Raw genomic sequence first — 18,980 nt, 5'->3', positions numbered from 1 at the left:
GGTGCTCCGTAGGCTCAGTCGGTGTCCCCTGCAGCCTGCTCAACCAGCGGGATAATACGCAGGGGCACCGGGTTTTCCATGACGATCGCCGTGGAGGCCCGGACAATCCCATCAAAGCCGACCACCAGGTCGATCACCCGCTGAAGGTCGGCGTTGGAACGGGCCACGAGCCTGCAGAGCATGTCCCCGTGCCCGGTCGTGGTGTGGAGCTCCAGGACCTCCGGCACACCGCTCAAATGGGCCCGCACGTCGGAGCCTTGGCCCTGCTTGATCTCCAGCGTGGCGAACGCGGTGACCGGGTAGCCGAGCGCCGCCGGGTCCACGTCCGGTCCGAGGCCGCGGATGACGCCATTGGACTGAAGACGGTCGAGCCGCGCCTGCACCGTGCCCCGTGCCACCCCGAGCCGCCGGGACGCCTCGAGCACGCCGATACGGGGCTCCCGGGCCAGCAGCACGATGAGCCGGCCGTCGAGTCCGTCGATCGCCATGGTCCGCCCCCTGATGGTCAGCCTGTACAGATAGTCCGCTCATCCTGACCGTTCACTGGACAGATTGACCAGGCGTTTCGCGAACTGTTGCGCACCTTGCGAAGCGGCGGGAACCTTCGGACATGACTGAGACTGTGCACACCACCCCGGACACCGCCCGGCAGGCCGACCCCTTCCCGGTCAAGGGAATGGACGCGGTGGTCTTCGCGGTGGGCAACGCCAAGCAGGCGGCGCACTACTACTCGACCGCCTTCGGCATGAAGCTCGTCGCCTACTCCGGCCCGGAGAACGGCAGCCGGGAGACCGCGAGCTACGTCCTGACCAACGGCTCCGCCCGCTTCGTCCTCACGTCGGTCGTCAAGGCGTCCTCCGAGTGGGGCACCTTCCTCGCCGACCACGTGCACGCGCACGGCGACGGCGTGGTCGACCTCGCCATCGAGGTCCCCGACGCGCGGGCCGCGTACGCCTACGCCGTCGAGCACGGCGCCCGGGGCATCACCGAGCCCCACGAGGTGAAGGACGAGAACGGCACCGTCGTGCTCGCCGCCATCGCCACCTACGGCAAGACCCGGCACACCCTGGTCGAGCGCGGCGGCTACGACGGCCCCTACCTCCCCGGCTACGTCGCGGCCGACCCGATCGTCGAGCCGCCCGCCAAGCGCACCTTCCAGGCCGTCGACCACTGCGTCGGCAACGTCGAGCTCGGCCGGATGAACGAGTGGGTGACCTTCTACAACGAGGTCATGGGCTTCACCAACATGAAGGAGTTCGTGGGCGACGACATCGCCACCGAGTACTCCGCCCTGATGTCGAAGGTCGTCGCAGACGGCACCCTCAAGGTGAAGTTCCCCATCAACGAGCCGGCGATCGCGAAGAAGAAGTCGCAGATCGACGAGTACCTCGAGTTCTACGGCGAGGCGGGCGTCCAGCACATCGCGCTCGCCACCAACGACATCGTCGGGTCCGTCCGGGCCATGCGTGCCGCCGGTGTGCAGTTCCTCGACACCCCGGACTCCTACTACGACACCCTGGGTGAGTGGGCCGGCGAGACCCGGGTGCCGGTGGAGACGCTGCGCGAGCTGAAGATCCTGGTCGACCGCGACGAGGACGGCTACCTGCTGCAGATCTTCACCAAGCCGGTCCAGGACCGTCCGACGGTCTTCTTCGAGATGATCGAGCGCCACGGCTCCATGGGCTTCGGCAAGGGCAACTTCAAGGCGCTCTTCGAGGCGATCGAGCGCGAGCAGGAGAAGCGCGGAAACCTCTGACGGAACCCGCCGCGGCCGGTGACCCGGGCGGCGCGGATCCCCCGCGGCCGGTGATCCGGGCGCCGGGGATCCAGCGCGGCCGGTGACCCGGCGGCAGGGGTTCCGTACGGCCCGGGAGCCCGCGTGCCCGAGGCCCGCTCGGCCGCCGCACTCCCGGCCGCGCGTCTCCGGCGGGGCCCGGCCGCGTGGCACCCGCCATGAGCGCGAAGCCCTCGGCCGGGTGCCCCCGTACCGGACGGAGGAGGGCCGCCCGAAGCCCCGGGCGGCCCTCCTCCGTCCTGCCGGTCCTGCTCCCGTCACGCCCGGGGACTCGCCGAGGCCCCCGTCCCCGGTGCGCGGGCGGACGGTGAGGCCGGCTGCGAGGGCGTCGGATCCGGTGAGGGCCCGGACTTCGGCTCCTGCTCCTGCTCCTGCTTCCGCTCCGGCTCAGGCGCCGGGGCCGACGCCGGGGGTTCGGGGGCAGGGGCCTGGGAGGGCGGCAGGATCTGTGCCGGTCCGCCTTCCGCCGGTTCACCCAGAGCGTCCAGTGCCTCCCGGGCGAGCGGGGCGCCCAGCGGTGAGAACCGCGGGTCGGTGCGCAGCGCGTCCTGCAGATGCCCGCGGGCCGGGCCGTCCTGGCCGAGGGCGCTCTCGATCACGCCCAGGTGGTAGGAGTACGAGGCGTTCCGTACGCCCGTCTCCACCGCCCGTTCCGCGTACTGCATCGCCTCCTCGCTGCGGCCGGCCCGGTGCAGGGACCAGGCCAGGGTGTCCGCGACGGCGGCGCTGCGGCGCTGTCCCTCCCACGCGGTGCGCATGAGGTCCACCGCGGCCTCCGGGTCGCCGTGGTCGGCCTCGAAGCGGGCCTCGGTCAGCGACTCGTCCACCCCGGAGGTCCTCGCCTGCGTCAGGAGGCCGCGGAGCCGGGCGTACTGCGTGCGGGCGTCACCGTCCAGGCCGAGGGACTCGTACAGCTCGCCCAGTTCGAGGACGTACGCGGGGCGGGGCAGCTTCGTCGTCACCGTCCGGTAGTCCACCAGCGCCTCGTCCGCGCGGTCCAGGGCGACCAGGGCGCGCGCCCGGCCCGCGAGGGAGGTGAGGCTGCCGCGGTCGGTCCGCCGGGCGGCGTCGTACTGGGCGAGCGCCTCGTCCGGCTCCCCGCGCTCGGCGGCCAGCGCGCCCAGCCGGTTCAGCGCCTCCGCCTTCTCCGTGGGGGAAGCCGCGCGGTCGGCCGCCTCCTGCGCCGCGGCGAGGGCGTCCTCCCGCCACCCCTGGTTGCGGTACATCTCGGAGGTCCTGGCCAGCGCGGGGGCGCCCTTGCGGAGGGAGGCGAACTTCTCCGTCGCCTTCGCCGCCGACGCGTACTCACCGAGCCCCTCGTACGCGTCGATCAGCACCGGGTAGGCCGTCCAGTCCTTGGGCTGCCGGGCGCGGACCGTCTCGCCCCACTTCTTCGCGGCGAGGAAGTCGTTACGGGCGTTGGCCAGTGCCCCGAGCCCCACCCAGGCCCCCGAGTTCCCCCGCTCACCCGGCTGGGCGGCCAGCGAGCGCTGGAGCGCCTGCTCGGCCCGGGTGTAGTAGGACGCGTCCGCCGAGCGCCGTCCCCATTCGACGTACGCGGTGCCCAGCGTGGCCCAGGACGGGGCGTCCGCCGGATGCGTCTCCACCCACTTCTGCCGGTCGCCGATGAGAGCCGTCAGGTCCGACAGGGACGCGGGCGAGCCCGCAGCCGCGGCGGCCTCGGCCCTCGCCACGGGCCCGGCCACGGGCGGCGGGGCCTTCTCCGCCTCGTCCGGCACCGCGATCACCGCTCCGGCCACGAGCACGGCGCCGGCCACCGCACCGAACGCCGCCCGGCGCAGCGTGGTGCGCATCGGCGCGGGGGGCTGGGGGACGGCCGTCGCACCCTGGGGCGGCAGGGTGGAGGGGAGAGGCTCCGGGATCTGCTGCGACTTGGCATCCATGGCCATCACTCTGCGTCAGTACGAAGATCACATCGTGGTGTCCGAAGGGTGACGCAGACGGGTTCACACCATTGGCCCCGGGTGTCAGGCTTGGATCATGGATGATCTTCTCGAACGACTGCGCGCGGGGCTTCCGGCCGAGGCGCTGATCACGGACCCCGACGTCACCGCCTCGTACGCCCACGACATGGCCAGCTTCTGCGAGGCCGGCTCCCCGGCCGTGGTGGTGCTCCCGCGGACGGTCGAAGAGGTCCAGCACGTGATGCGGACCGCCACCGCGCTGCGCGTCCCCGTCGTGCCCCAGGGTGCGCGGACGGGCCTCTCGGGCGCGGCGAACGCATCCGACGGCTGCATCGTGCTCTCGCTGGTGAAGATGGACCGCATCCTCGAGATCAACCCGGTCGACCGGATCGCGGTCGTCGAACCGGGCGTCGTCAACGCCACCCTCTCCCGGGCGGTGAACGAGCACGGTCTCTACTACCCGCCCGACCCGTCGAGCTGGGAGATGTGCACCATCGGCGGCAACATCGGCACCGCGTCCGGCGGGCTGTGCTGCGTGAAGTACGGGGTGACCGCCGAGTACGTCCTGGGCCTCGAGGTCGTCCTGGCCGACGGGCGGCTGCTGAACACCGGACGGCGCACCGCCAAGGGGGTGGCCGGTTACGACCTCACCCGTCTCTTCGTCGGCTCCGAGGGAAGCCTCGGCATCGTTGTCAAAGCTGTGCTCGCCCTGCGCCCGCAGCCGCCGCAGCAGCTCGTGCTCGCCGCCGAGTTCCCCTCGGCGGCCGCCGCCTGCGACGCGGTGTGCCGGATCATGGAGCGCGGACACACCCCGTCACTCCTCGAACTGATGGACCGTACGACCGTCCGTGCCGTCAACGCGATGGCGTCCATGGGCCTCCCGGAGTCCACGGAGGCCCTTCTCCTCTGCGCCTTCGACACGCCCGACCCGGCCGCCGACCTCGCGGCGGTCGGTGAGCTCTGCACCGCGGCCGGGGCGACCGAGGTGGTGCCCGCCGAGGACACCGCCGAGTCCGAACTCCTGATGCAGGCGCGCCGGCTGTCTCTCCCCGCCCTGGAGACCGTCCGGTCCGCCACGATGATCGACGACGTGTGCGTGCCCCGCTCGCGGCTCGGCGAGATGATCGAGGGCACGGCCGCCATCGCGGAGAAGTTCGGGCTGACCATCGGTGTCTGCGCCCACGCGGGCGACGGGAACACCCACCCCGTCGTCTGCTTCGACCACACCGACGCCGACGAGTCCCGCAGGGCTCGTGAGTCCTTCGACGAGATCATGGCGCTCGGCCTGGAACTGGGGGGCACCATCACCGGTGAACACGGGGTCGGTGTCCTGAAGAAGGAGTGGCTCTCCCGCGAACTGGGCGAGGTGGGCGTCGAGGTGCAGCGCGGCATCAAGGCCGCCTTCGACCCCCTCGGACTGCTCAACCCCGGCAAGCTCTTCTGAGCCCTTCCGCCACGGCTCAGCCCTCGCCGTCCTTCGGCTCGTCCTGCGACCAGGGGTCGCTCAGCCACAGGTCGTCGGCCGGCAGAGGGGTGAGCAGCCGGGTGAGGGCGTCCTCCAGACCGAGCAGCGTGCTCTCGGTCCCCGGAGGGACGATCCGCAGGGTGCGCTCCACCCACGCGGACACCGCGACCGACGGCAGTTCCAGCAGCGCGTTGCCGTCGGGCGAGGTGAGGGCGACACAGATGAGGCCCCGGTCGTCGACCTTGGCCGGCCAGATCCGCACGTCCCCGTGACCGCACGGCCTGAACACACCCTCCACCAGCAGTTCCCGGGCGAACGTCCAGTGCACGGGCGTGTCCGAGCCGATGTGGAAGGCGATGTGCACGGCGTACGGGTCGTCGGTGAAGTAGGACAGCCGGGCGGGTACCGGGACGGACCGCTCGGGCGACAGGACCAGCTTGACTTCCAGCTCGCGTTCCACGGCGTTCTGCATGCGGGTGCACGACCTTCCGATGCTCGTAGGGGCCGGTCCCTCGACCGGTCCGCACAAGGAGAGAGCGCCCTCCCCGACGTCTATGACGCGACTTCCCAGAAAATCTTCTCCGGACCCTGAAAGTGGTCCAAACGTCAGGACGGGCCCGGGGGCACTCGGAGGTCTGATAGATGTGGACCCTTGTATGGAGGTCGGCCGGCATGAGGCCACGAAGAGATACGGGACCACGGTGATGAGCGCCCCAACCCCGGCACCCGGTGACGAGAACCCCCGCGAGGGGTACTACCCCGACCCGTCCATCCCCGGATACGTCCGGTACTGGAACGGCGCCTCGTGGGTCCCCGGCACGAGCCGGCCCGCACCCCAGCAGGACGGGACGCCCCCCGCCACGCAGTCCGCCGGGCGGCCCGGCACCGCCCCCTCCCCGTCGTCCGGCCCGTCCCCGGTGTCGCGTACCGCCCCGGTGGACGAGACCGGGCCGATGTACCTCGACGAGGTCGAGGAGCCCGGCCACGGCGGTGAGGGCGTCGCGCCCCCGGGCCGCTCCCTGCCCGCCTCGGCCTGGCAGGCGGACACGTCGCGGCAGACCGGCTTCGGCGGTGAACGCGACAACCGTGTCTCGTGGGGCGGCGGCCAGGACCCCCGTACGCCCGAGCCCCGCAGGCCCGCGTCCGCCGAGGACGGCCCGGCGGGTGGCGCCCCGTCAGGTGGTGTGCCCACCGGCGCCGAGGATCCCGTACGCGGTGCCCTGCCCGGCATGCGGGACGGCGGCGACGCGGTCGCCGGTGGCGCGGACCCCGTCCGGCCCGACGTCGCCGGGGACGGCTCCGGCACCCGCCCGCCGACGGACGGCACGGTCACGATCCGGGCGGTCGGCCGCGGCGGTCCGGCGCGTGCCCCGCAGCCGCGCGACGAGGGCCGCGTGCCCGCCGAAGGCACCATGGCGATCCGCGCCGTGCCGCCCGCCGGCACCGCGCGGCCGCCCGCACCCGCCACCCCCCGGCACCGGCCGCCCGCACCCACCCCGCAGCCCCAGGCGTCCCTGCCCGCCGTCCCGCAGCGCCAGACGCCCGCGCCCGTCACGCCCGCGGCACCTGACCCGGGAGGGGCGGGCGCCTCCTGGCCGCAACAGGGGCACCAGTTGCCGGGCCAGGGGCAGCAGGCCGGTCCGCCGCAGGTCCGCTCCGGACAGCCGGGTGCGGGCCCCGAGCAGCAGCCCGTGGTGCCCTGGAAGCCGCCGGTGGACGACCCCTTCCAGCAGCTCGCCCGGTCCCAGGCCTCGGCCCGACCGGCGGGCCTCGGCAGGCGGTTCGCCGCGCGACTGGTGGACACCGTCGTCCTCGGCGCCCTCGTCGGCGCGGCCGCCGTCCCCCTGGTCTCCCGGGCGACGGACCACATCGACCGGAAGATCGACGCGGCGAAGCTGTCGGGCGAGACCGTCACGGTCTGGCTCCTCGACTCCACCACGGCCACCCTCCTCGGCGGAGTCCTCGCCGCCTTCCTGGTCCTCGGCTTCCTCCTGGAGGCGCTGCCCACCGCCAAGTGGGGCCGCACGCTGGGCAAGAGGCTCTGCGGCATCGAGGTCCGGGACATCGAGTCCCATGACTCGCCCGGCGTGGGCGCCGCCCTGCGCCGCTGGCTGGTGTACGGGGTCCTGGGGCTCCTCCTCGTCGGAGTCGTCGGTGTGCTCTGGTGCCTGATCGACCGTCCGTGGCGTCAGTGCTGGCACGACAAGGCCGCCCGCACCTTCGTCGCGGGGTGAGAGCCACCCGCGTACCGGTGCGCTGACAACCCGTACGCCCGTGTGCTGACGCCCCGTCCCCCGAAGGGACCTCAGCCGTTGCGGGCCCCGGCGGGCCGGGGTGCACTGCCCCCATGAGCAACCAGCCGCCACCCCCGCCGCCCGACGACGACCCCTTCTCGAAGCGGCCACCGCAGGGGCCGCCGCCCCCGCAGGGCGGTTCCCCCTACGACAGCGGGCCCCCGCCCCCGCCTCCGCCGAACGACCCGTACGGCGGCGGGGGCCCGTACGGTGGCGCGGATCCGCTGGCGGGCATGCCGCCGCTGGCCGAACCGGGCAAGCGGATCCTGGCGCGACTCATCGACTTCCTCATCATCTCGATCCCGCTGTACCTGATCTCGCTGCCCTTCGGCGGGGCGGTCGACGTCACGTCGGAGGACGGGGAGGACTTCGGCAACGCCGTCGGCGACGCCTACAGCGGGCACCAGCTCGTCTGGTCGCTCATCGGGCTGGTCGTCTACGTCGCCTACGACACCTACTTCACCCACAAGGACGGCCGGACGCCCGGCAAGCGGCTGCTGAAGATGCGCGTCGCGATGCTCAACGACGGCTCGGTCCCCGACACGAGCTCCGCGCTGATGCGCGCCGTCGTGCTCTGGGTCCCGGCGCTGCTCTGCTGCCCGTGCCTGTGGTGGCTCATCAACATCGTGCTGATGTTCACGGACAAGCCGTACCGGCAGGGCCTGCAGGACAAGGCGGGCAAGACCGTGGTCGTCACCGTGCCCGACGCTCAGCGGCGCGAGGTCTGACCGCTGACGCGCTCCCGGCCGGCGGCGCGCTCCAGGTCCTCGGCCATGCGGTGCGCCCTGACCTCGATCGACGGCGCGGCCGTCGTCGCGGTCGCGGCCGTGCGGGACGGCAGGGCCGCAGCCACCAGCAGGCCGAGCACCAGGGAGGCGGCGCAGACGGCCGCGACGCCGGGGCCCGACTCCACGCCGAGGAGGAGCAGCAGGGCCAGGGCGGAGACGACGACGGTGGCCGAACCGGAGAAGTACTGTGCGGCAGTCGGACGCGGCATGGCGATATCCGTCCTCGGGGCGTCGGTTGGGGAGTCTCTCGACACGTCTCTCGACGCGTTCGCACTGTCAATCGACTCTACGACGGTGGATGCCCGTGCGGGACGATGAGTAAGCGTGACCTAACCCACGGTACCGGTGCACGGGGGGCGCACGGAGTCACGTGGTTGCCGGATTCCGGTCTCGGCGCGCCGGTCGGAGTCGGCAGGTCCGCGGAACGGCTGATGGGGCGTCCGGATATCGGAATTCGGCTCCCGCATAGTGCACTTGGCCTGTGCAAGTCAAGGTCTGTCTTTTCTCTCATAACTCCGATCGAATGTCGTCACTTGTGACGCGTTCAATCGCGCGCGGCCCCGTACCCACCCACCGCCCGGCCGCGGACGCGAACGCCGGGGAGGACTGCATCAAGTGATCACTCAGAGACGGGCGCTACGCGCCACCGCGGTGGCCGTGGCGCTGGCCGCCACCGCCGCGACGGCGTCGACCTTCGCCACCGCCCAGGCGGATGACAGGGCATCAGGTTCCGGTGCCTCCGTCGTCGACCGGCGCGACCCCGCGCCGGTCAAGGCGCAGGAGCACGACCTGGAAGGCCCCTTCAGCAAGGAGCAGGACGCCCAGCGGCAGTCCGCCCTGGAGCAGGTCCTGTCCGGGGACAAGAAGGTGACCACCCGCGGCGGCTCCAAGGTCGTGCAGCTCGGCAAGAGCAAGTACGTCGAGCTCGGCCGCGAGAAGACCGACAAGATCTTCACCATCCTCGTGGAGTTCGGCGACAAGGTCGACGACACCACGATGTTCGACCCCGACGGCGACGGCCCCAAGCCGCCCGTCAAGAAGTACGGCGGGACGCCCGGCCCGCAGCACAACGAGATAGCCGAGCCCGACCCGGCGAAGGACAACAGCACCGCCTGGCAGGCCGACTACGACCAGGAGCACTTCCAGGACCTCTACTTCGGTGAGGGCAAGGGCAAGGAATCGCTCAAGACCTACTACGAGAAGACGTCCTCCGGGCGCTACTCGGTCGACGGCGAGGTCTCGGACTGGGTCAAGGTCCCCTACAACGAGGCGCGCTACGGTTCCAACTACTGCGGCTCCACCAACTGCGCCAACGTCTGGGACACCGTCCGCGACGGCGTGAACGCCTGGGTCACCGACCAGAAGGCCAAGGGCCGCACCCTGGACCAGATCAAGGCCGACCTCGCCCAGTACGACCAGTGGGACCGCTACGACTACGACGGCGACGGCAACTTCAACGAGCCCGACGGCTACATCGACCACTTCCAGCTGGTCCACGCCGGCGAGGACGAGTCCGCGGGCGGCGGCGTCGAGGGCACCGACGCCATCTGGGCGCACCGCTGGTACGCCTACGGCACCAACGCCGGAGCCACCGGCCCCGAGGGCAACAAGGCGGGCGGCGCCGAGATCGGCGACACCGGCATGTGGGTCGGTGACTACACCGCGCAGCCCGAGAACGGCGGCCTGGGCGTCTTCGCCCACGAGTACGCCCACGACCTCGGCCTCCCGGACCTGTACGACACCTCCGGCGGCGGCGAGAACTCCGTCGGCTTCTGGTCCCTGATGTCGGCCGGCTCCTGGCTCGGCACCGGCGACGGCCAGATAGGCAACCTCCCGGGCGACATGACCGCCTGGGACAAGCTCCAGCTGGGCTGGCTCGACTACGACACGGCCAAGGCCGCGACGAACTCCCTCCACAAGCTGGGTGTCTCGGAGTACAACACCAAGGACAAGCAGGCGCTGGTCGTCGAGCTTCCCGAGAAGGAAGTCACCACCACCGTGACGAAGCCCGCGCAGGGCTCGAAGCAGTGGTGGAGCGACATGGGTGACGACCTGTCGAACACCCTGACCCGCTCGGTCGACCTGACCGGCAAGTCGTCCGCCTCGCTGGACCTGTCCGGCTGGTACGACATCGAGGCCGACTACGACTACCTCTACACCGAGGTGTCCACCAACGGCGGCACCAGCTGGACCGCGCTCGACGGCACCGCCGACGGCAAGGCCATCCCGCGCGACGCCAGCGACAAGCCGGCCCTGACCGACGTCTCCGGCGCGTACAAGAAGCTCGTCTACCCGCTGGACGCCTACGCCGGCCAGAAGATCGACCTCCGCTTCCGCTACCAGACGGACGGCGGCGCGGGCGGCAAGGGCTTCGCCGCGGACGCGATCACCGTCACCGCCGACGGCGCGGTCCTCTTCTCGGACGACGCCGAGGGCGACGACAACGGCTGGACCGGCAAGGGCTTCTCGCGCATCGGCGAGTCGTTCACCAACGACTACCCGCAGTACTACCTCGCCGAGAACCGCCAGTACGTCTCGTACGACAAGACCCTCGAGGTCGGCCCGTACAACTTCGGCTTCACCACCACCCGCCCCGACTGGGTCGAGCACTACTCGTACCAGAACGGCCTGATGGTCTGGCTCTGGGACACCTCCCAGAAGGACAACAACACCTCGGTCCACCCGGGCCAGGGGCTGATCCTTCCGGTGGACTCCCACGCCAAGCCGCTGAAGTGGACGAACGGCTCGATCCTGCGCAACAAGATCCAGCCGTTCGACGCGCCGTTCAGCTGGTACCCGAACAAGGGCTTCACGCTGCACAACGCGGACGTGGCGCTGAAGATCAAGCCCTCGCTGGGCGTCCCGGTCTTCGACGACCGCAAGGGCACCTACTGGTACGAGGAGAACCCGACCGGAAGCGTCAAGGTTACTGACACCAACACCCGGATCACCATCGTCAGCGAGCCGCTCAGCGGCGCCACGATGATCGTGAAGGTCGGCCCCTCGGGCAAGTAGTCCGAAAAAAGCCTGGTCAAACCATGATCGGCCGTCGCCCCCTAGCGGGGCGGCGGCCGGTCGTGTTTAGGTGCGTCCTACCGATCCTTATTGACACGAAGTCTTACGGGGGAGCGCGAAGCATGGCAGGCGGAGGTTTCTGCAGGTTGCCCGGCGGCACCGTGGTCGTGGCACTGGCCCTGCACGGCCCGGCGGACGGCGCCGGCCCCGGAGCGCCCGTACGGGTGCTGGTCCACGCGGCGAACAGGGCGCGCGCCCTGACCAGGCTGCGCAACCTGGGGCTGCGCGCGGTCTACCTCCGCGGCAACGCCCAGCCGCCCACCCCGGACGAGATAACGGCGGTCCTGCACCACCCGGACGGGCTGCTCTGGCGCCGCACGGCGCCCCAGACCGGCAGCCAGGAGCTCTGGCACCCGATACGGGCCCTGCTCGGCACCGCCGGCTACGCCGGCCCCGCCCGCCCGGCGGCCTGAGCCCGGCCGGTGCATGCCCCCCCCCGGGACCCGCGGTGGCCGCGAGGGCGCGCAGGGCGCGGTGGCCGCGAGGGCGCGGTGACCCGTCAGACGACCGGCTTGCCCGTCAGCTCCACACCCGCGGTCCGCAGCTCCTCCAGGGCCCGCTCCGTGGTCCCCTCGGCGACACCGGCCGTCAGGTCCAGGAGCACGTGCGTGGCGAACCCCTCCCGGGCCGCGTCCAGGGCGGTGGCCCGCACACAGTGGTCCGTGGCGATGCCCACCACGTCGACAGCGGTCACGGAGCGGTCCCGCAGCCACTGCGCCAGGCCGACGCCGTTCTCGTCGACACCCTCGAAACCGCTGTAGGCCGCCGCGTAGGCGCCCTTGTCGAAGACGGTGTCGATCGCGCCCGAGGCCACCGCGGGAGCGAAGTTCGGGTGGAATCCCACCCCCTCCGTACCGGCGACGCAGTGCGGCGGCCAGGAGTGCTCGAAGTCGGGGGAGGGGGAGAAGTGGTCACCGGGGTCGATGTGGTGGTCGCGGGTGGCCACCACATGGCTGTACCCGGGCTGGGCCTGACCGATCAGGTCGGTGATGGCGGCGGCGACATCGGCGCCGCCCGCCACCGCGAGGCTGCCGCCCTCGCAGAAGTCGTTCTGGACGTCAACGACGATCAACGCGCGATGCATGACGTGTGTCCTTCGATGGGGGGTCGGCGGTGTGTACGGAGAAGGGCGGGCGGATACGCCACCGAGCCTAGAGACTCGGCGCACCCCGCGGGAGGGGGCATACGCACCGGCTCTCGCGCCGGGCGTCACGGGCCCCCGCCCCCGCGCGGCACTCAGAGGTACTCGGTGGGCAGCACCGGCTCGCCGCGGGACAGCTGCATCGCCGACATCGGAAGGCCCGCCCGGGCCGCGATGTGCCGGTCCCTGGCGGCCTCCAGCGGCTCCCGTCCGACGACCTCGCCGCCCCTGACCAGCTCCACCTGCAGCTGCCGTTCCACCAGCTCCGCCGGGACGTCCCCGCTGCCGATCACCTCGGCCTCCGCGGTACCCGCGGCGTCCAGCCGGCGCGCCGCCCACTTGCGGCCGCCCCGTGACGACTTCGCGCCCAGCGACTTCTTCACCACGGGCAGCAGCGGATCGGCCGGATCCGCCGACCTCGCGCGCGCCACCAGCTTGTAGACCATGGAACACGTCGGGTGCCCGCTCCCGGTGACCAGCTGGGTGCCGACCCCGTACGAGTCCACGGGCGCGGCGGCCAGCGAGGCGATCGCGTACTCGTCGAGATCCGACGTCACCACGATCTTCGTCTCCGTGGCGCCCAGCTCGTCCAGCTGCTGGCGCACCCGGTGCGCCACGAGCAGCAGATCGCCCGAGTCGATGCGTACGGCGCCGAGCTCGGGCCCCGCGATCTCCACCGCCGTGCGGACCGCCTCGGTCACGTCGTAGGTGTCGACCAGGAGGGAGGTCCCGCGGCCCAGCGAGTCCACCTGGGCCCGGAAGGCGTCCCGCTCGCTGTCGTGCAGCAGGGTGAACGCGTGCGCGCTCGTGCCCACCGTGGGGATGTTGTAGCGGAAGCCCGCAGCCAGGTCCGAGGTGGTGTGGAACCCGCCGATGTACGCGGCGCGGGCCGACGCCACCGCCGACAGCTCGTGGGTGCGCCGGGCACCCATCTCGATGAGCCTGCGGCCCCCGGCGGCCGCCGACATCCGGGACGCGGCGGCGGCGATCGCCGAGTCGTGGTTGAGGATCGAGAGGATCACGGTCTCCAGCAGCACGCACTCGGCGAAGGAGCCCTCCACCCGCAGCAGCGGCGAGCCCGGGAAGTACACCTCGCCCTCCGGGTAACCCCAGATGTCGCCGCTGAAGCGGTAGTCGGCCAGCCAGTCCACGGTCGCCCCGTCCACGATCCGCTGGTCGCGCAGGAAGCCGAGCATCTCGTCGTCGAAGTGGAAGTTCTCCACCGCGTCCAGCACCCGCCCGGTGCCCGCGACGACGCCGTAGCGCCGGCCCTCGGGCAGCCGCCGCGTGAACGCCTCGAAGACGGAGCGCCGGTCCGCGGTGCCTGCCTTCAGTGCGGCCTGCACCATCGTGAGCTCGTACTGGTCGGTGAAGAGCGCGGTCGACGGCACACCGACCCGTCGCCCAAGGTCCGCTGAGTTCATGCCGGGGATGCTACTCCCTATTCGTCAAAGTGACGAGATGGGGGCGCCGTTTGTGCGCGGGCCCCTCAGTGGTGGCAGCATGGGGTAGGTGAGCGTTGCTGCCCCCGTAGAGATCGAACGTCCCGAATCGGCCGAGGAGACCTTCGCCGTCCCCGAGCCCGACGTCCCCTGGGTGACGCTGGTGCACAACGATCCGGTCAACCTCATGAGCTACGTGACGTACGTCTTCCAGGCCTACTTCGGCTACTCCAAGGACAAGGCGCACAAGCTCATGCTCGACGTCCACCAGAAGGGCCGCGCGGTCGTCTCCAGCGGCAGCCGCGAGGAGATGGAACGCGACGTCCAGGCCATGCACGGCTACGGGCTCTGGGCCACGCTGACCCAGGACCGCAACTGACCCGACCGCTGCCCCTCCGTCCGACCCACTCATCGGAGAATCCATGGCCGGCCACTTCGAGGCCACCCCAGGCGGCGGCGCGTCCGTCGCCCTCGACGAGGTCGAGATCGCCATCCTGCGCTCCCTCACCGTCCAGCTGCTCGAACTGATCGGCCCCGGCGACCAGCCCGCCGACGGCGAGGACCCCCTGGCGGCCCTGTTCGCCGAAGGGCCCAGCGAGCCGCCCTCCGACCCCGCCCTCGCCCGGCTCTTCCCCGAGGCCTACGGCGACGAGGACAAGGAACTGCGCGAGGCGTCCGCCGAGTTCCGCCGCTTCACGGAGAACGACCTGCGCAGCCGCAAGCGGGAGGACGCCCTGGCCGTCGTGCGGACGCTCGACGCCCTCCAGCCGGTCTCCGACGGCGGAGCCGTGCTCGCCCTCACGCCCGGCGAATGCCACCACTGGCTGGGCTCCCTCAACGACCTCAGGCTCACCATCGGGACCCGCCTGGAGGTCTCCGACGAGGACGAGGGGCAGGACGGCGCGCTCTACCGCCTCCCCGACAGCGACCCGCGCAAACCGATGGTCATGGCCTATCTGTGGCTCGGCGCACTCCAGGAAACACTCGTCGAAACCCTCATGCCCGACTGAGCAGGAGTGCGCGCCAGGGCGTTCGCTCAACGGATCCTCAAATCCGAATAACGATCCCGCCATAGGGTCCGCCTTCTTTGCCTTACCTGGAAACAATTGTCCGCTTTTCCCTGTGGTGTGTGCCACAGAATGTTCTCCGGCGCCCTCGGGCGTCCGTGATAGATCTTCACGACCGCCCGGGGACGCCACCCCTGTCCCCGGGGGCGCCACAGACCGGCCGAACGCCGGCGGCACTCCATCCATATCCGGGGGGATCAGGACCTGATCCGCTGCCGAAGGCGGCGCGGATCGGCGTGGAGAAAGGCGCACCACCATGACATCGGCGAAGGTCGACAAGGGGCAGCAGGACGGCGCGGACGCCGTCGGCGCCCCGGCGGGCGAGGGCTACAAGCGTGGCCTCGGAGCCCGCCAGATCCAGATGATCGCCATCGGCGGAGCCATCGGCACAGGCCTCTTCCTGGGCGCCGGAAAGGCCATCGACAGGGCCGGACCGAGCCTCATCCTCGCCTACGCCATCGCCGGCCTGGTCATCTTCTTCATCATGCGCGCCCTGGGCGAACTCCTCATGTACCGCCCGGTGTCAGGCTCCTTCTCGGAGTACGCGCGCGAATTCCTCGGCCCCTTCTTCGGATTCGTGACCGGCTGGACGTACTGGCTCTTCTGGGTCGTCACCGGAATCACCGAAGTGACCGCCGCCGCCACCTACATGACGTATTGGTGGGACATTCCGCAATGGCTGTCCGCACTGGTGTTCACCTTCATCCTGTACGGCGCCAACCTGATCTCGGTGAAACTCTTCGGTGAACTCGAGTTCTGGTTCTCGATGGTCAAGGTCACCGCGATCCTCGGCATGATCCTCATCTGCGCCGGCGTCCTCACCATCGGCTTCTCCGACGCCGGCGACACCGCCACCGTCTCCAACCTGTGGAACGACGGCGGATTCTTCCCCGAAGGCATCGGCGGCACGCTGATGACCCTCCAGATCGTGATGTTCGCCTTCCTCGCCGTAGAACTCGTCGGCGTCACCGCCGGCGAGTCCAAGGACCCCAAGACCGTCCTGCCCAAGGCCATCAACACCGTGCCCTGGCGCATCGCCGTCTTCTACGTCGGCGCGCTCATCATGATCCTGTCCGTGGTCCCCTGGAGCACCTTCAAGCCCGGCGTCTCCCCGTTCGTCGCCGCCTTCCAGGAGATGGGCCTCGGCATCGGCGCCGCCATCGTGAACTTCGTCGTCCTGACCGCGGCACTCTCCTCCTGCAACTCCGGCATGTACTCCACCGGGCGCATGCTCCGCGACCTGGCACTCAACGGACAGGGCCCCCAGGTCTTCACCAGGCTCTCGAAGAACGGCCTGCCGTTCATCGGCACCACCTTCTCCGCCGCCCTGATGCTCGTCGGCGTGTGGATCAACTACCAGTGGCCCGGCGACGCGTTCAACTACGTCGTCTCCTTCGCCACCATCTCCGGCATGTGGGCCTGGATCATGATCCTCGTCTGCCAGATCCGCTACCGCGCCAAGGCCGACCGCGGCGAACTGCCCCAGTCCACCTTCAAGGCCCCCGGAGCACCCTTCACCAGCTGGTTCTCCCTCGCCTTCATCGGCCTCGTCATCGTCATGATGGCCATCGACAAGGACGCCAGGATCTCGCTCTACTGCGCCCCCGTCTGGGCTCTCCTGCTCGGCGTCTCCTACCTCGTCCTCCGGGCCCGCAACCCCGGGAACGCCGCCTTCAGCAAGCGCTGACCCGCACCACGGCACCTGATGCCGTGACCGGAGGGAACCCGACGGCCCCCGCCCGCCCCTCCGGCCACGGCACCCGCGGGACACCGGCCGCCCCAACGGTCCTGTCCGGCATCCGGGCCCCCGCGTACCACTCCTCGGTACGCGGGGGCCCGTCTGCTTATCCTGGCGCCATGCTGACCCTTACCCAGGCCCTCCACGACCAGATCGTCGCCCACGCCCGTGCCGACCACCCCGACGAGGCGTGCGGCGTGGTCGCCGGCCCCGCCGGAACCGGCCGCCCCGAACGCTTCGTCCCCATGCTCAACGCCGCACGCTCGCCCACCTTCTACGAGTTCGACTCCACCGACCTGCTGAAGCTCTACCGCGAGATGGACGACCGCGACGAGGAGCCGGTGATCATCTACCACTCCCACACCGCGACCGAGGCCTACCCCTCACGCACCGACCTCACCTACGCCAACGAACCCGGCGCCCACTACGTCCTGGTCTCCACCGCCGACACCGACGACGCCGGCCCCTTCCAGTTCCGCTCGTACCGCATCGTGGACGGCGAGATCACCGAGGAAGAGGTCGAGGTCGTCGAGGCCTACCCCACCGCCGGCTGAGCACCTGAACGGCTCCGGGACCGCCCGCCGACGACACATGTCCGAATGGCGAACGCCCACCATCCACCATGTGGAATCACACTCCGGATCCCGGGTGGGGAATCGATACGATGAGCGCATGGTTCCCCATGACGTGAGCGACAAGACGCCGGGCATGCTGCTCGTCGCGCGGCTGCACGTCGACCTGTGCAGGCTCTCCAGCGCGATGTGTCCCCGCTGCCGCCTGCCCGTGAACCGCACGGCCTGAGCCGCGGTCCGAGCGCCACCACGTACGCACCACCCCCGCGCGGGGGCGAGCAGACGCGCGCCCCACGCCCTCCCCGCTTTCGACAGGAGCCCACGCCATGGCCATCGAGGTCCGCATCCCGACCATCCTCCGCACCTACACCGACGGCGCCAAGGCCGTCGAAGGCACCGGGGACACCCTCGCCGACCTCCTCGCCGACCTGGAGACCCGCCACAACGGCATCCGTGAGCGCATCGTCGACGGCGACCAGCTCCGCCGCTTCGTGAACGTCTACCTCAACGACGAGGACGTCCGTTTCCTCGACGGCATCTCCACCAAGCTCGCCGACGGCGACAACGTCACCATCCTCCCGGCCGTCGCCGGCGGAATGCGCTGATGCGGTACGACTCCCCGCTCGCGGTCGTCGGCAACACGCCCCTGGTCCGCCTCCCGCGACTGTCCCCGTCCGAGGACGTCCGGATCTGGGCCAAGCTGGAGGACCGCAACCCCACCGGCTCGATCAAGGACCGCCCCGCGCTCCACATGGTCGAACAGGCGGAGAAGGACGGCCGCCTGACCCCGGGCTGCACCATCCTCGAACCCACCAGCGGCAACACCGGCATCTCACTCGCCATGGCGGCCAGGCTCAAGGGCTACCGCATCGTGTGCGTCATGCCGGAGAACACCTCGCAGGAACGGCGCGACCTGCTCACCATGTGGGGCGCCGAGATCATCTCCTCACCCGCCGCGGGCGGCTCCAACACCGCCGTACGCGTTGCCAAGGAACTCTCGGCCGAACACCCCGACTGGGTCATGCTCTACCAGTACGGAAACCCCGACAACGCCGGCGCCCACTACGCCACCACCGGCCCGGAGATCCTCGCCGACCTCCCGTCCGTCACACACTTCGTGGCCGGACTCGGAACGACCGGCACCCTCATGGGCGTCGGCCGCTACCTCCGCGAGAACAAGCCCGACGTCGCGGTCGTCGCCGCCGAACCCCGCTACGACGACCTCGTCTACGGCCTGCGCAACCTCGACGAGGGCTTCGTACCCGAGCTCTACGACGCCTCCGTACTCACCACCCGCTTCTCCGTCGGCTCCGCCGACGCCGTCACCCGCACCCGCGAGCTCCTCCAGCAGGAGGGCATCTTCGCCGGCGTCTCCACCGGAGCCGCACTCCACGCCGCCATAGGCGTCGGCAAGAAGGCCGTCAAGGCGGGCGAATCCGCCGACATCGTCTTCGTCGTCGCCGACGGCGGCTGGAAGTACCTCTCGACCGGCGTCTACACCGCACCCACCACGGAAGCCGCCATCGAAACCCTGCACGGCCAGCTCTGGGCCTGACCACCCAGCAGCACACGACCCCGGGAGGGGGGGGGGGGGGGGGGCGCCCCCCCCCCCCCCCCCCCCCCCCCCCCCACCCCCGGCCCCCCCCCCCCCCCCCCGCCCCCCCCCCCCCCCCCCCCC

At 71.0% G+C, this 18,980-nt stretch carries 19 protein-coding genes; 13 read left to right on the top strand and 6 right to left on the bottom strand.

Annotated features, from left to right (window positions below; translation table 11 throughout):
• Positions 1 to 14: 14 nt before the first annotated feature.
• Positions 15 to 488: an Lrp/AsnC family transcriptional regulator gene (locus ACFXOA_RS17015; RefSeq protein WP_385028274.1), complete on the bottom strand. Its 474-nt coding sequence runs from the start codon at positions 486 to 488 to the stop codon at positions 15 to 17.
• Positions 489 to 610: 122 nt separating this feature from the next.
• Between ACFXOA_RS17015 and hppD the strand changes: the two genes are divergently transcribed.
• A complete protein-coding gene (gene hppD, locus ACFXOA_RS17010) occupies positions 611 to 1,756 on the top strand; it encodes a 4-hydroxyphenylpyruvate dioxygenase (protein WP_385028271.1) in 1,146 nt (381 codons plus the stop codon).
• A 296-nt stretch (positions 1,757 to 2,052) separates the two neighbouring features.
• On the opposite strand, the gene ACFXOA_RS17005 is transcribed toward hppD, so the two are convergent.
• The gene (locus tag ACFXOA_RS17005; RefSeq protein WP_385028268.1) at positions 2,053 to 3,699 is read right to left on the bottom strand and encodes a tetratricopeptide repeat protein; all 1,647 of its coding nucleotides are present in this window, start codon (positions 3,697 to 3,699) and stop codon (positions 2,053 to 2,055) included.
• Between the two features lie 97 nt (positions 3,700 to 3,796).
• On the opposite strand from ACFXOA_RS17005, the gene ACFXOA_RS17000 reads away from it, so the two are divergent.
• The gene (locus ACFXOA_RS17000) at positions 3,797 to 5,164 is read left to right on the top strand and encodes an FAD-binding oxidoreductase (RefSeq protein ID WP_385028265.1); all 1,368 of its coding nucleotides are present in this window, start codon (positions 3,797 to 3,799) and stop codon (positions 5,162 to 5,164) included.
• Positions 5,165 to 5,180: 16 nt separating this feature from the next.
• On the opposite strand, the gene ACFXOA_RS16995 is transcribed toward ACFXOA_RS17000, so the two are convergent.
• Positions 5,181 to 5,657, bottom strand: a complete 477-nt coding sequence (locus ACFXOA_RS16995; protein WP_385028263.1) for an SsgA family sporulation/cell division regulator — start codon at positions 5,655 to 5,657, stop codon at positions 5,181 to 5,183.
• Positions 5,658 to 5,889: 232 nt separating this feature from the next.
• Between ACFXOA_RS16995 and ACFXOA_RS16990 the strand changes: the two genes are divergently transcribed.
• Together ACFXOA_RS16990 and ACFXOA_RS16985 are read left to right on the top strand one after the other, a co-directional pair.
• Entirely contained in the window at positions 5,890 to 7,419 is a 1,530-nt protein-coding gene (locus ACFXOA_RS16990; RefSeq protein ID WP_385028260.1) for an RDD family protein, read from the top strand.
• Positions 7,420 to 7,532: 113 nt separating this feature from the next.
• On the top strand, positions 7,533 to 8,207 hold the full coding sequence (locus ACFXOA_RS16985) for an RDD family protein (protein ID WP_385028257.1): 675 nt from the start codon (positions 7,533 to 7,535) through the stop codon (positions 8,205 to 8,207).
• Here the strand turns inward: ACFXOA_RS16985 and ACFXOA_RS16980 are convergent.
• Positions 8,189 to 8,476 carry a hypothetical protein gene (locus tag ACFXOA_RS16980; RefSeq protein WP_385028255.1) on the bottom strand — a complete coding sequence of 96 codons (288 nt, stop codon included), beginning with the start codon at positions 8,474 to 8,476 and terminating at the stop codon, positions 8,189 to 8,191. The genes ACFXOA_RS16985 and ACFXOA_RS16980 overlap by 19 nt on opposite strands.
• Positions 8,477 to 8,882: 406 nt before the next feature.
• On the opposite strand from ACFXOA_RS16980, the gene ACFXOA_RS16975 reads away from it, so the two are divergent.
• Both ACFXOA_RS16975 and ACFXOA_RS16970 read left to right on the top strand, forming a co-directional pair.
• A complete protein-coding gene (locus ACFXOA_RS16975; RefSeq protein WP_385028252.1) occupies positions 8,883 to 11,282 on the top strand; it encodes an immune inhibitor A domain-containing protein in 2,400 nt (799 codons plus the stop codon).
• A 122-nt stretch (positions 11,283 to 11,404) separates the two neighbouring features.
• On the top strand, positions 11,405 to 11,755 hold the full coding sequence (locus tag ACFXOA_RS16970) for a hypothetical protein (RefSeq protein WP_385028249.1): 351 nt from the start codon (positions 11,405 to 11,407) through the stop codon (positions 11,753 to 11,755).
• An 86-nt stretch (positions 11,756 to 11,841) separates the two neighbouring features.
• Here ACFXOA_RS16970 and ACFXOA_RS16965 read toward each other — a convergent pair whose 3' ends face one another.
• Together ACFXOA_RS16965 and ACFXOA_RS16960 are read right to left on the bottom strand one after the other, a co-directional pair.
• A complete protein-coding gene (locus ACFXOA_RS16965; protein ID WP_385028246.1) occupies positions 11,842 to 12,426 on the bottom strand; it encodes an isochorismatase family protein in 585 nt (194 codons plus the stop codon).
• Positions 12,427 to 12,578: 152 nt separating this feature from the next.
• A complete protein-coding gene (locus tag ACFXOA_RS16960; RefSeq protein ID WP_385028243.1) occupies positions 12,579 to 13,907 on the bottom strand; it encodes a nicotinate phosphoribosyltransferase in 1,329 nt (442 codons plus the stop codon).
• Between the two features lie 88 nt (positions 13,908 to 13,995).
• On the opposite strand from ACFXOA_RS16960, the gene clpS reads away from it, so the two are divergent.
• The 7 genes from clpS (at position 13,996) to ACFXOA_RS16925 (ending at position 18,857) form a co-directional block, all read left to right on the top strand.
• Complete coding sequence (clpS, locus tag ACFXOA_RS16955; RefSeq protein WP_031100168.1) at positions 13,996 to 14,304, top strand: ATP-dependent Clp protease adapter ClpS; 309 nt, start codon at positions 13,996 to 13,998, stop codon at positions 14,302 to 14,304.
• A gap of 43 nt (positions 14,305 to 14,347) precedes the next feature.
• Entirely contained in the window at positions 14,348 to 14,935 is a 588-nt protein-coding gene (locus ACFXOA_RS16950; protein ID WP_385028239.1) for a DUF2017 domain-containing protein, read from the top strand.
• Positions 14,936 to 15,248: 313 nt separating this feature from the next.
• The gene (locus tag ACFXOA_RS16945) at positions 15,249 to 16,679 is read left to right on the top strand and encodes an amino acid permease (RefSeq protein ID WP_385028236.1); all 1,431 of its coding nucleotides are present in this window, start codon (positions 15,249 to 15,251) and stop codon (positions 16,677 to 16,679) included.
• 170 nt (positions 16,680 to 16,849) lie between these two features.
• The gene (locus tag ACFXOA_RS16940) at positions 16,850 to 17,284 is read left to right on the top strand and encodes a Mov34/MPN/PAD-1 family protein (protein WP_385028233.1); all 435 of its coding nucleotides are present in this window, start codon (positions 16,850 to 16,852) and stop codon (positions 17,282 to 17,284) included.
• A gap of 118 nt (positions 17,285 to 17,402) precedes the next feature.
• Positions 17,403 to 17,531, top strand: coding sequence for a putative leader peptide (locus ACFXOA_RS16935; protein WP_385028230.1), 129 nt, complete (start codon positions 17,403 to 17,405; stop codon positions 17,529 to 17,531).
• Between the two features lie 97 nt (positions 17,532 to 17,628).
• On the top strand, positions 17,629 to 17,907 hold the full coding sequence (locus ACFXOA_RS16930; protein WP_385028228.1) for a MoaD/ThiS family protein: 279 nt from the start codon (positions 17,629 to 17,631) through the stop codon (positions 17,905 to 17,907).
• Positions 17,907 to 18,857 carry a cysteine synthase gene (locus ACFXOA_RS16925; protein WP_365528642.1) on the top strand — a complete coding sequence of 317 codons (951 nt, stop codon included), beginning with the start codon at positions 17,907 to 17,909 and terminating at the stop codon, positions 18,855 to 18,857. Before ACFXOA_RS16930 ends, ACFXOA_RS16925 begins: the two co-directional genes overlap by 1 nt.
• Positions 18,858 to 18,980: the final 123 nt, after the last annotated feature.

The organism is Streptomyces sp. NPDC059166, from assembly GCF_042755185.1.
Taxonomy (GTDB): domain Bacteria; phylum Actinomycetota; class Actinomycetes; order Streptomycetales; family Streptomycetaceae; genus Streptomyces.
Note: the sequence above shows the minus strand (reverse complement) of the source record. Positions and strands in the feature narration are given on the sequence as shown.